We start from the raw sequence: 12,067 nt of genomic DNA on the forward strand, positions 1-12,067 counted from the left end.
ACCGCGCAAGATCACCTGGGTGAAATCCATTCAACTTTCGTCGGGGGTGGGGGCAGCATTTTTTAGGGGGCGGATTACCGGATCGTCCGATGCCTTAAGCGGTGCTGGCAGACGAGGCTGGCAGGAGGTGGACGGCTGTCCCGTCCGACCACGAAGGATGAGAAGAGAGGCCTTCCGTGATCGAGGTATCCGAACTGACCAAGTCCTACGGCGGCAGGGCTGTGGTCGACCAACTGTCGTTTCAGGCGCGCCCCGGCGTGGTAACCGGGTTCCTGGGCCCGAACGGCGCCGGGAAGTCGACCACCATGCGCCTCATCGCAGGCCTGGAGCGACCGACCTCGGGAACCGCCAGGGTCGACGGGAGTTCCTACAGGGATCTGAAGGCGCCACTGCGGCGTATCGGCATCCTGCTGGATGCCAAGGCCGTATACGGCGCCCGCAGCGCGTTCGACCACCTGTGGTGCCTGGCGAGGTCCAACGGCATCGGCCGCGTCCGCGTCCGCGCGGTCCTGCGACAGGTCGGACTCGAGGAGGCCGCGCGGCGCCGGATCGCAGGCTTCTCGCTCGGGATGAGCCAGCGTCTGGGGATCGCGGCTGCCCTGCTGGGCGACCCGCCCGTCCTCATGCTGGACGAGCCGGTCAACGGCCTCGACCCCGAGGGCATCATCTGGATCCGCACCCTCCTGCGTTCCCTGGCGGCGGAGGGCCGAACCGTGCTGCTGTCCAGCCACCTGATGAGCGAGATGGAGCACACCGCGGACCATCTCGTCGTCGTAGGCAGTGGGCGCCTCATCGCCGACACATCGATGAGCGCACTCATCGACGGCTCCCCGGCGACCGGTGTCCAGGTGCGATGCGACGACCCCGCATGCCTCGCACCTCTCCTCACCACGGCCGGCGCAACCGTCGACCACGGTCCCCAGGGCCGGCTTCTGATCACCGGCATCGAACCGGGCCGCATCTCAACTCTGGCCGCCGAAAACGGAGTCACTCTGCACGAGCTGGCCACCCACCGCTCCAGCCTCGAGGAGGCCTACCTCGAACTCACACGCCACCACACCTGCCACACCGCCGCACTCTGAGCACAGAAAGTCCTGAGAAAAGTGACCACCACGACCAGTCGACCCACCAACGCCCTGGGCCTCCGGCCCCGTTCCCAGGCGTTCCGCGACGTCCTGGCCAGCGAATGGATCAAGATCCGCACCCATCGCGCCGTCCTGATCACCCTGCTCCTGGGCGTAGTCGCCACCGTCCTCGTGGGAGCCCAGCAGACCGCGTCCAACACCCACAGCCCCGACGCGCTGAGCGACCCCACCTATCTGACGCAGTTCGGCATGAAACTGGGCGTCATCGCCTTCACCGTCGCCGGGGCACTGGTCATCACCTCCGAATACGCCAGCGGCATGATCCGTACCTCACTGATCGCCGCCCCCGCCCGTACACGCCTGCTGACCGCCAAAGCCGGCGCCTTCACCAGCCTTACCCTGGTCGCCGGCCTGGTCACGTCCACCGTGTCCTTCGCCCTCGGACGCGTCATCCTCACCAGCGCCGGGATCCACCCAGCACTGACCGAACGGTCAACCCTGCAGGCGGTCCTCGGCGGTGCTCTCTACCTGGCCACCGCAGGCCTGCTCGCCTTCTGCATCGGGGCCCTCCTGCGCAGCCCCATCGCCACCATGGCCACGGTCTTCCTCCTGTACGTCCTGCCGATGCTCGGCAGCTCCGTCGCCGGTTACCTGCCGCTGACCGCGGGCATGCACGCCACCATCGCCACCAGCCCCATGGCCATGACCGGCTACCTCACGCTCGCGGCCTGGACCGCCGCCGCGGCGGCAGCCTCCTACACCTTTATACGACTGCGCGCAGCATGAGCCCGTTGAGGACCGGGGTGACGATCGGTAAACGGTCAGTCACTGCGCGCGGGCCCAGGCCGCAGGCGGACGGGCGGCCTGGCCGGGCGGCGGGTCAGCTCGCCGCGGCCGCTGCCGCGGCCTCGGCGCGGGCCTTGGTGACGGCCAGGCGGTAGGAGTCGGTGCCGGTCTCGATGATGTTGCCGCCGAACGTGAGCCGGTCAACTATGGCAGCGCAGAGCCGGGGATCGGTGAAGGTCTTGGTCCACCCTCCGAAGGATTCGTTGGAGGCGATCGCCACGGAGTTCTTCTCCTCACGCTCCGTCAGAACCTGGAACAGCAGCTCCGCGCCACGCCGGTCAAGCTCCATATAGCCGAGTTCGTCGATACACAGAAGGTCGACGCGGCCGTAGCGGGCGATGGTCTTGGCCAGCAGTTTCTCATCGGCCGCCTCGACCAGCTCGTTGACGAGCTTGGTCGCCAGAACGTACTTGACCCGGTACTCGTGCATGGCGGCCGGGTCGATGGCCGGGTTGGCGTCGAAGTCGAAAGCGCGGAGCGACTTGTCGCGCGGGAAGCCGGCGGCCTTGATCCGGCGCTCGGAGCGGCGCCGGGCCCGGTCGTCGCACTCGGGCATCAAAAGCTCAGCCAGGAATCCGCGGTAGGTCATCTGGTCCTGGGCGGCGTCCTTGGCCACCTCGGGGTACCGGGTGCGGATGGTCGGCAGCCGGAGCATCCGGCACGCCTGGTCGACGGCCGCATCAGCGGCCTGCTCGGTCAGTCCGCGGTTGCGCTTGGCAGTCATGGTGCCTCTTCCTAACGGACGACGATCTGGCCCACCTGCCTGCGGACGCGCAGCAGCTGGTCGTAGGCGGCCACCGAGGGCAGCGGCCGTGGGTCGGGTGGCAGCGCCGCGAGTCCGCGTTCGGTGAGCGATGTCACCGTCGCGCCGGGCACCGTCGCGCGCGCAGCGCGCTCCGAAGCCGAGGCGGGCTCGGCGGTGTCGGCTTCGGCGGCTTTGCGGCCCTCCAGCGCGACCGCGTCCGCGGTCATGGCGCCGGCCCGCAGGGCGGTCGCGATCCCGGTGACCACGTGGTCGTGGGGCATGTGACGGTGCAGCAGCAGGACCGAGATGAGCGCCCGGGTGCCCTCCGCGTCGCCGTGGGCCTTGCAGGCCGCCTGCCACCAGGCGTCGTGGACCAGGGTGACTTTCCCGCCGAGCGGGCCTGGTCCAGAGCGGTGGCCCCGGGCAGCGCGCCGGGCTTGCGGACCAGGGCCTCCAGGTAGTGGTCCAGTTCCAGGCGGGAGGCGCCCTTGGCGATCAGGCGCTCGTGCCGGGCCACTTCCCGCTGGCCGTCGTAGACGACCAGTTCGGAGGCGTGCAGCACGGTCCGCACCATCTGGCCGATCAGCCGCACCGGCACCGAGTAGTGGTTGGTGCGCACGCTGACCTGCCCGTAGCGGTCCACCCGCACCGAGGACACGTAGCCGGTCTCGAACGCCTCGCCGGGCAGCGGCGCCAGCAGCGGACGCTCCGCCTCGAAGTACTCCCCGATCGTCCGGGGACGCAGTCTGATGCGGCGCCCGTCGTCCTCCTGGTCCCAGCGGTCCACCAGGGCGTTGAGCTCCGCGAGGGTCTCCACCTGCGGGACCGGGACCAGGTGGTTTCTGCGGAACCAGCCGATCTGCCCCTCCACGCCGCCCTTCTCGTGGGCGCCCTCGATACCCGGGTGGCAGTAGAAACTGGTGATCGCATAGTGCGACCGGAAGGCGGTCCACCGCTCGGACTCCACCCGGCGTCGGGTCAGCCCCAGCACCTGGGCGACCGCCGCTCGCAGGTTGTCGTACCGGATCTTGCCCCGGGGGACGCCGCCCAGCGCGTTCAGCGCGTGGACATGGCCCTCCAGAAACGGCTCCTGCCCGCAGGAAGCGAATATCTTGTGGACAGCGCGGCCGGAGAACGACAGTCGCAGCGAGAACAAGTAGCACTTGGTCGGGACGCCGGCCAGATTGATCCACACGTCCCCGAAGTCGACCTCCGCCTCGTCGCCCGGCCGGTGGGCCTGCGGGATGAACGAGGTCGGAGGGCCGCGGCCCTCCTCGACCCGGATCTCCCGGCGCCGGCCGAAGACGTAGTCGCGGACCATCGCGTAGGTCACCTCTTCGGCGCCGTACTCGTCCAGCAGCCGGTGGAACACCCGGGTGACGGTGTGCCGCTGCTTACGCGGCGCGTCCAGGTCAACCCTGAGCATCCCGTCGATGATCAGCTTGTACGGGTCCAGACGCGACCTACGCGGCGGCAACTGCTTGCGCGGGGCAGGCCACGCCGACTCCAGCGCCAGGGCGACCGTGCGCCGGCCTACCGAGTACTTCAACGCCAGCGCGCGACTGGACAGCCCCTCGTCCCGCGCGTCCCTGCGGATCGCGGCATACAACTCGACCTTGGAGCCGGGCGCTTACGCCCCCTCACATTCCATAGCACTACCCATACTCCCACCACCACCCCTCCAGTGGAGTCAAAACTCATCAATGCACACTTCGCCCACGCTAGGTGGAGTCAGAACTCACCTTCCGGCTGGTCTCACTTCTCACCTATAGAGCCATCGGTGAGGAACTGGGCCTTCCCGAAGGCGACCAGTTCGGCGGGTTCCTCGGTGATCAGCGGGGACATGTGCTCTGCGGCGGTGATCTCGCGGACGTAGATCAGCCCGCGGCGGATCTGGCTGGCGTTCAAGCCGGTCGCGGCGATCAGCTGCTTGGTAGTCAGCCCAGCCGGCCGCGCCTCGCGCAGCGCGATCTCCACAATCGATCAGGTCTGCTTCCTGGTCGATGAGTTGCGCTCGATTCGATCCACTCGGGCCCTGTGAGCTGATGTTGGGTCAGTTGCCAGGGCGGTGTCCGCGAGCTGGTGGACGCGCCAGTACAGGTCGAGTCGCGGCGCCGCCCGCCGACCGGCGGTGTGCCAGGCTGAGGACCGGCGTGGGGTCGGCGAGTTGGAGGCGGACGGCGAGGCGGGTCAGGTCGGAAAGCGTGTCTCCGAAGGCGGCGGGTTCCCAGTCGAGTAGGAGATGCGTGCCGTCCAGCTGGCGGACGAGGTGGCCGGGTTACGTAGCGCTTCTCCAGTGCTCCGCGGCGACACAGGCCACCGCGGGGCCATCGAACACCGCAGGTTGCCGGGCAACCGCCTCCGCCCAGAACAGGGGAATGCGGGCACGTCGGCAGGAGGGCGACGCTGAGTCAGGCGCTTCGCGGGGCGCCCAAGGCGGCGTCGGTAATAGCGATGGTCGCGTAGACGCACTTGCCGGAGCCCGGGTAGCCGACGCCCCAGCTGAGCGCCAGGCCCTCCACGAGCGTCATCCCGCGGCCGAAGGTGTCTTCGTCCATGCCGGCGTGCGCGACTGGGGCGTGGGCTCCTCGATCCTGGACTTCGACGACCAACTGTCCCGGCTTGTAGATCCACATCGCGAAGCCGATGTCGTGCCGGGGGGCGTGGACAAGGGCGTTCGTGACCAGCTCGCTGACGATGAGTTTGATCTCGGACTCCTTGTCGCTGGTCAGGCGGTAGCCCCAGGCTCGGAGTTCCCCGCCGACCCTGTCTCGGGTCTCCTTCACGGAGGCTTCAGTCGGGACGACGGGCCAGCTGATCTGAAGGCTGTCCAACTCATCATCTGGGCTGGCAAGTTGATGAACCTTGGGCATGTACTGTCCTTCAAGGGGACGGGTGCTCGGGTGGCATGACCGCGTATCAGCGAGATCAAGAAGTGACGATGGTCACTGCTCTGATGCGGCCTGCTGGGCGCCACAGAGTGGTGGCGCCCAGCAGGGCCTTTGCTACGCCAGATCGGACGGGTTGGTGTTCGCTCCGCACAACACGATGGCGGTCCGGCTGCCAGGTTCGGGGGTGTAGGCGCCGTTGAGGAGGGCCGCGAGGGCGGTCGCGCCGCCGTGCTCGACGGCGAAGCGCCGGTGGTCCCACAGAGTGTTTCGAGCAGCGGTGATCGCCGTATCGGGCACCAGCAGCGAGGCGGCGCCGGTACGGCGGGCCCAGTGCAAGGCGGTCTGCGAGGTGCGGCGTGCCCCGAGGGAGTCGGCCGCCACCGAGTCCACGTCCACGTCCACGACCTCGCCCGCTTCGAGCGCGGCGTTAAGGGCTCGGCAGTTCTCCGGCTCGACGGCGACGACCTTCACACCGTGGTGCTCGGCGACGATGGCCGTTCCGGCGAACAGTCCGCCGCCGCCGACGGCGACCAGCACGGTGTCCAGGCCCGGAACCTGGCGGGTGATCTCGTCCAGCAGGGTGCCGGCGCCAGCGATGATGTGCGGGTCGTCGTAGGCGTGAGAGGCCAGGGCCCCGCTGGTGGCGCTGAACTCCTGTGCCGCGGCGGCAGCGTGGGCGTACTCGGTGCCGACCTGGCGGACGTCGGCGCCCAGGGCAAGCAGCCTCTTGGCTTTGACCTTAGGTGCGGTCTCGGGCAGGAAAACGGTCGCCTTGACCTGGTGGCGTCCGGCTGCCCAGGCACAGGCCAGGCCCGCATTGCCACCGGAGGCGATAACGACTCCGGCCTGCGGCATGGTGTCGTTCTCGATATGGGCAGCGACGAAGTTCGCGGCGCCGCGATCCTTGAAGCTGCCGGTGCGCTGGGTGAAGTCGAGGGCCAGATAGACCTCGGCGGTGCCGAAGCTGCCCGGATCGACGGGGATGACCGGCACGGGCCGCGTGACGCCGGCGATCCGCTCGGCGGCGGCCTTGGCGTCGTCGTAGCTGAGGTTGTGCATCGGAGAACTCCTGAACGTTCAGGACCAGGCGACGAGTTCGCCCCTGGTCGTCAGTCCGAGAAAGAAGGCCAGGGCCGACCCGGCGGCCGGTGGCCTCCTTCACGCTGTGGTAGTTGGCCGGGTTGAACAGCAGTGCCTCGCCCGTCTTGGGTGCCAGCTCGACGAATTGGCTGCCCGTCGTGACCTTCTCGCTGTAGCCGTAGGAGAAGCGGTGCTCGTCATCGGCGGGCTGCCAGCGACGGCGGGATATTCGGGTCTCGCCACCACTGGCGGGGCCGACCACCCAGGCGTTGAAGGCGAGTTGACTCACCACGTGCTGGTCGAAGAGCCCGGGCAGCTCGCGCACCACCTCGTCGTAGTGGGTGAGCGCACCCCGGTTGAGCTCACGGACGGTACCGCCGAACGCGGGCCGCCCACCGATCGTGGCCGGCGTGACTGCCGACCCCCACGCAGTGCCGAGCCGCCCCAGCGCGAGGGCGATCGGATCGTGGCGCGGACGGGCCTTGGCCCAGGCCACGCGGGCCTGGTCGGCCTGCGGCCAGTACCGCTGCTCATCCAGACGGCCTGAGCGGACGCGGTAGTCGTTGAGCGCCGGGCCGAAGCGCAGGATCGGCTCGGCGACCCGCGAGCGGTCGTACTCGTGCACGGGCAGCTGGTCCAGCACCGTCACCATGCGCTGGCATGCCGCCGGATCCAGGAAGCGGGGGATCCCGACCGCCGCGCAGGTACCCGCCAACAGCGACGCAAGGTGCTGCTCCGTGAACTCCGTCGCGGTGACGTGCTGGAACATCGGATCGAGCACGGTGCCGGGCATGTTGCCTCCCATGGAAGGAATATGACGCTTCATCAACCTGCCAATCCATTACGTCGTAAGTTACGCTGTAACGCATGGCGAAGCAATCCGTTACCCCAGATCGACTCACCGCTACCACGATCGCCATGGCCGCGATCGCGATCGTCGACCGGCACGGCCCCAGCGCCCTGTCATTCCGGGCCCTGGGTGACGCGCTCGGCGTCTCCCAGACCACCGTTCACCGGCGCTGCGGCGAGAGCAGCACCGGGCTCCTCGACATCTGCATGAACCATCTCGCCGACCAACTGCCCGCCACCGACCCGAACACCCCGTGGCCCGACGCCGCCCGCAACGCGTTCACCGCCCTCTACGAGCTGCTCATCGCCCACCCCGGCCTGGTAGCCCTACGCGGAAGCCGGCCCTGGATGGGCGAGACCCTCCTCGCCCGCCTCACCGAACCCCTCCTGCAGAGCGCACAGACTGCCGGCCTGGCACCCGTCGACGCCCTGCGCGTCTACCGCCGCCTCTACCTCTTCACGCTCGGCTGCGCCGCGTTCGTCGACCACAGCGACCACAGCGACCACGAGGAGACCAAGGAACGGACGCGGGTCGGCATCGCGATGCTCCCACCCAGGCAGTTCCCGTTCCTGACCGGAAACACCGAGGCGGTCCTGGAAGCCGTCGTCGATCACGACGTCTTCCACACTGGCTTGCAGCAGCTGATCGACACGGTCGCACTCAACCTCTACCCGCTGCGCTGACGCCCTGCGGCCATGGATCCCGGGTCGGGCAACCCGGCCGAGGCCGTGGACCGCTCGATCGTGAGCACGTACTCGGTGGCACCCACCGCGGTCTCGAACCGGTAGGGCTGCCCAAGGAGGAGGACCTCGGCGGCGGTCATCGACTCGTCCCAGTCACCCAGTCACCCAGCCACCGGCGAGCCTGGCCGGTGTACCGCTCGTCGAGCTGATGGATGATCAAGCCGACCCGCCAGCGCATCCAGGTGACCATCGACAACGGATACCTGGCCGAGAACACCGCAGCCAACACCGGTTCGCGGTCACCGCAGATCATCAACTGACAGGTATAGGAACTCTGTGGCGGGGGCCGCCGCTTCGCGGGGCTGGCGCGCATGGCGGGGCAGCCCGAACCGCACACCGGTCCGGCGGTCCCGCGTTCCCTCTTGGGCGTCGCCGGCTGCCCCGCCCCAGCCCGAGAGCACTGTGTGCTGCTGAATGAAGACCTCATCGTCGCTGACGCACCCGTCAGGAGAGATCGCACCGAACATTTCCGGCAGCTGAGTTGCGATCTCTTCTGCGGCCTGCTCTGGCCTCGGTCTTTCATGAAGCCCTGGGCCGGTAGTGACTGAGCGTCACCCTGATGCAGATCGGTGCCCGCCACCTGCCAATGCCGGTGAATTAGGACGTTTCCGCAGGTAGCGGCCGGTGTCTGGCGACTTTCAGCGAGTAGCGGACGTTACTGGGAGTGCGTGGTTGGTCTCGCCGCTTGATGGCGAACTTGTTCTTGGGTGGCTTCTTGACGCGCTCACAGCGCCGGTCCCGGCGGGCTGGGAGAAGGCCCTCGAGGAGTTCGGCCGCGACTGCCTCCAGTGTCCAGCGAAGCCGGTCGGCGGTGGCAGCGGCCTGGCTGGGGACGCCGAGGCGGACGAGCTGGACGGTGACGGCGAAGGAGATCCGGTCGGGGTCGATCCCGGCCTGCTGGGCAGTCTGGTGCTCGAGCGCGCAGAGCGCGTGGTAGACGGTCAGGAGCGCGTAGACCTCCTGGCCGATGAGTTCGGGGGACTTGGAGCGCAGGGTGAAGCCGGCGCCGCGCAGGCGGTTCTTGATCTCCGCGAAGCTGTTTTCGATCTCCCAGCGCTGGTGATAGATCATGGCGAGCCGTCTGGCAGGAGCCTGTCGGTGGTCCAGCAGGCTGGTCACAAGTCTGAAGGAATCCAGGCGAGTTGATCCGTCTTCGGTTCGGGTCAGCACGGTGTACTCGACGATCCGGACCAGGTGGCCCTGGGGTGTCCCGGCGATCGCGCGTCCTTGGACGCGGGCCCGGCCCAGGCGGCGGGTCTCCGCCGGGGTGGGCATGATCGACAGGTAGGAGCCGTCCGGAAGGACACGCAGCGGCGTGAAGATCTGCCCCTTCTTGACCCGCCAGACCAGGTGGGCGCCGGTGGCCCGGGCGTCGGCCCACAGCTCGTAGCCAACGAAGTACCGGTCGGCCAGCAGCAGCATGTCCGGCGTCAGACCGGCCAGCAGAGCGCGGCCCAGGGTGTACTCGCTGGAGTGCTCGACGCCGTCGAAGGCCGCATCGACCAGGCCGTGGGTGCCGCATTCGACCAGTGCCATCAGTCTGACCTGCGGGTTCCCGCAGGTGTTGCTGGCCGGGTTGGAGTATCCGATAGGCAGCGGCGTTCTCCGCGGAGTCCGGCACGTCCAGCGTGGTGCCGTCCCAGGCGACAAGCCGCAGCCCGAAGGCGTACGCCTCAGCGCTGTCAGGAGTCGCCAGCGGGCCACAGGTGTGCTCGAACAGCACGCGCAGCGGTTTCTCGCCCAGTCGCTGGCGGGCCCTGGTCAGGGCCGGGCTCGTCGGCAGCCGCTGAAGTCCGAGCCCCGGCAGGTTCCGCAGCTTCTCGGTGAGCGTTCGCAAGACCGCCCGGTACCCCGGCTGACCTGCGCTTTCGGCACTGCTGAACAGGCACAGCGCCAAGACGAAGTACACCACCGTCCGAGCCGGCAGGAGCCGTCGTCGAAGTTCGATGCGACCGGTGCGCTCCAACACCTCAGCGACGATCTCCGGTGTGATCCAGCGAGTCAGCACCCCGAGGCGGACCCGCTCCCCGAACCGCTCGCCGACCGGAACCCCCGGTGAGTGCTGCGAGTTGTGTGCGTCGGCCCTGGCGGGCAGGACGGGCATGCTGGCAGACTGAGCACCCAACGGAGCCCCCCATCAGACAGTCGGATCTTGGTCGATCTTCTGTCTTACCGGGGGCTCCGTTGCCGTGTCCGACACTCGGCTGAGTCATCATCAGAACGTGACGAACTACCCAGCGTCACCAGGGATGAAATCGACCCAAACTGACCATCAGCAGGCTCCTGACCAGCAGAGTTCTGCTAATTCACCGGCATTGCCGCCACCTGTGTCGATCTCCGTCATGTCGCCGACCCACAGTACGTTCGGCGCGACCGCGTCGAAACGGCGGTGCACCAGGTCAGGGGCGGCTTTGCGCTTGCCCTGGCGGGTCAGTGACCTGCGCCTGGGCGGTTTGCGGCCCTGCAGTCCGAGCTCGGCCATGATCTCGGCGACGGTGTTCACCGAGACCTTCCAATCCTCAGCCCACAGGTCCAGCGTGATCCTCGGCGAGCCGTACGTCCCGCCGGACCGGCGGAAGAAGTACGTGATCCTCTCCTCCAACGTCGCGCGCCTGACCTCGCGGTTCGTTGGCTCGGCGGGTCTTCGGCGCCATTTGTAGAACCATGCCTCGGACACCCCGAGCGCGCGGCAGGAGACAGCGTGCGGGATGCCGTGCCCGGTCCTCTGGTCGCTGATCGCCCCGACGAGTGCCGCCGGGTCCGCCACAGCTACTTCACCCAAAGGACCATGCAGCGTTTGAGGACATCGCGCTCCATCTCCAACTCCTTGATGCGCTTGGCCTGTTCGGCTTCCCGACGCCGCAGCCGGGCCAGCTCTTCACGCTCGGACGTCCCGAGCGTGCCGTCGCCGCCGGCCTGCCGCGCCCGCGAGACCCAGGTGGCCAGGGTGGTCTCGTTGATCCCCAGCTCCCGCGCGACCTCTGCGGCCGGCCTGCCGGTCTCAGCAACGATCCGCACAGCCCCCTCACGGAACTCCGCGTCGAACTTCCGCCTCTTCTCAGCCATGACTCCCAACTTCCCCTCCAGTCATGGCCTCTACGTTACGAGGGGAACCTCACACGGGCACGCCTGGACGACATCGGCGCGCTGCTGAGCGGCAGCCTGCTCACCGACGAGGACCTGACCGCGTTCCTGAACGGCGGGGAGCCTGCTTGACTATCCGCTCCACCGACGCGGCCCACTCCGGGTCGGCCTCGCGGATCCGCTGCCACCGCTGCTCACGCAGCACCGGCCAGTACTCCTCGGTGTGGCGGAGGGCCGCCAGCAGCCGTTCGGGGGTAGCGCGGAAGGCGGGTGCGGCCCAGTCGTCCTAGGCGATCCACTCGTCCCGCGCGCGGTCGTAGTGGGCGCGGGTGCCGCGGCGCCCGGTGGTCTCCAGCTGGCGGTAGGTCTCCTCGGCGATGCCGAGTGCCTTGGCCATCTCGGCGCGGCTGCGGCCGGTGAACACGCGCAGGTGGACCAGGCGCTCGTGCTCGACGGTGCACAGGTCGGCCGGTTCGACGCCGACGGCCTTGGCCAGGCGCGGCAGCAGCTCCGGCTTCGGGACGCGCGTCCCGGCGAGGTAGAGGGGTCTGAGGAACATCTATGTCAGATCGTGCGCTAAGCCCTCGTCGCCCCTGGTGGGCGGCTGACGGAGCGTCGGTAGTCTTGCGAGGAGATATGCGCGAAGTGGGGCCGGGGCCCGGGCGGCGCCCGCGCGCCGGGGCGTCACACCCGCCACGAGCGGCCGCGGGCGCGCAGGGGGGGGTGGTCGGTTCGTGATGGTC

General features: G+C 68.6%; 12 protein-coding genes and 1 pseudogene. 4 read left to right on the top strand and 9 right to left on the bottom strand.

Going from position 1 to position 12,067, the window contains the following annotated elements; all coding sequences use genetic code 11:
* Window positions 1-176: 176 nt before the first annotated feature.
* Both P3T41_RS35975 and P3T41_RS35980 read left to right on the top strand, forming a co-directional pair.
* The gene (locus tag P3T41_RS35975; RefSeq protein ID WP_280694869.1) at window positions 177-1,082 is read left to right on the top strand and encodes an ABC transporter ATP-binding protein; all 906 of its coding nucleotides are present in this window, start codon (window positions 177-179) and stop codon (window positions 1,080-1,082) included.
* Between the two features lie 21 nt (window positions 1,083-1,103).
* Window positions 1,104-1,871: an ABC transporter permease gene (locus P3T41_RS35980; RefSeq protein WP_280694870.1), complete on the top strand. Its 768-nt coding sequence runs from the start codon at window positions 1,104-1,106 to the stop codon at window positions 1,869-1,871.
* A gap of 94 nt (window positions 1,872-1,965) precedes the next feature.
* Here P3T41_RS35980 and P3T41_RS35985 read toward each other — a convergent pair whose 3' ends face one another.
* The 5 genes and pseudogenes from P3T41_RS35985 to P3T41_RS36005 form a co-directional block, all read right to left on the bottom strand.
* Window positions 1,966-2,655 (bottom strand): ATP-binding protein, encoded by a 690-nt coding sequence (locus P3T41_RS35985; protein ID WP_280694871.1) that lies wholly within the window; start codon window positions 2,653-2,655, stop codon window positions 1,966-1,968.
* Window positions 2,656-2,666: 11 nt separating this feature from the next.
* Window positions 2,667-4,285: pseudogene (istA, locus tag P3T41_RS35990) on the bottom strand (IS21 family transposase).
* A gap of 146 nt (window positions 4,286-4,431) precedes the next feature.
* A complete protein-coding gene (locus tag P3T41_RS35995) occupies window positions 4,432-4,653 on the bottom strand; it encodes a hypothetical protein (RefSeq protein WP_280694872.1) in 222 nt (73 codons plus the stop codon).
* 434 nt (window positions 4,654-5,087) lie between these two features.
* Window positions 5,088-5,549 (bottom strand): ATP-binding protein, encoded by a 462-nt coding sequence (locus tag P3T41_RS36000; protein ID WP_280694873.1) that lies wholly within the window; start codon window positions 5,547-5,549, stop codon window positions 5,088-5,090.
* Window positions 5,550-5,681: 132 nt separating this feature from the next.
* Window positions 5,682-6,626, bottom strand: a complete 945-nt coding sequence (locus P3T41_RS36005; RefSeq protein ID WP_280694874.1) for a threonine/serine dehydratase — start codon at window positions 6,624-6,626, stop codon at window positions 5,682-5,684.
* 211 nt (window positions 6,627-6,837) lie between these two features.
* On the opposite strand from P3T41_RS36005, the gene P3T41_RS36010 reads away from it, so the two are divergent.
* Together P3T41_RS36010 and P3T41_RS36015 are read left to right on the top strand one after the other, a co-directional pair.
* Window positions 6,838-7,194 (top strand): hypothetical protein, encoded by a 357-nt coding sequence (locus tag P3T41_RS36010; RefSeq protein ID WP_280694875.1) that lies wholly within the window; start codon window positions 6,838-6,840, stop codon window positions 7,192-7,194.
* 320 nt (window positions 7,195-7,514) lie between these two features.
* A complete protein-coding gene (locus P3T41_RS36015; RefSeq protein WP_280694876.1) occupies window positions 7,515-8,180 on the top strand; it encodes a TetR/AcrR family transcriptional regulator C-terminal domain-containing protein in 666 nt (221 codons plus the stop codon).
* A gap of 657 nt (window positions 8,181-8,837) precedes the next feature.
* Here P3T41_RS36015 and P3T41_RS36020 read toward each other — a convergent pair.
* From P3T41_RS36020 to P3T41_RS36035, 4 genes are all read right to left on the bottom strand, one after another.
* The gene (locus P3T41_RS36020; protein ID WP_280694877.1) at window positions 8,838-9,944 is read right to left on the bottom strand and encodes an IS4 family transposase; all 1,107 of its coding nucleotides are present in this window, start codon (window positions 9,942-9,944) and stop codon (window positions 8,838-8,840) included.
* 568 nt (window positions 9,945-10,512) lie between these two features.
* Window positions 10,513-11,007: an IS3 family transposase gene (locus P3T41_RS36025; protein ID WP_280694878.1), complete on the bottom strand. Its 495-nt coding sequence runs from the start codon at window positions 11,005-11,007 to the stop codon at window positions 10,513-10,515.
* Window positions 11,008-11,009: 2 nt separating this feature from the next.
* A complete protein-coding gene (locus P3T41_RS36030; RefSeq protein ID WP_280694879.1) occupies window positions 11,010-11,306 on the bottom strand; it encodes a transposase in 297 nt (98 codons plus the stop codon).
* A 304-nt stretch (window positions 11,307-11,610) separates the two neighbouring features.
* Entirely contained in the window at window positions 11,611-11,883 is a 273-nt protein-coding gene (locus P3T41_RS36035) for a hypothetical protein (protein ID WP_280694880.1), read from the bottom strand.
* Window positions 11,884-12,067: the final 184 nt, after the last annotated feature.

It is taken from the genome of Kitasatospora sp. GAS204B, from assembly GCF_029892155.1.
Taxonomy (GTDB): Bacteria; Actinomycetota; Actinomycetes; order Streptomycetales; family Streptomycetaceae; genus Kitasatospora.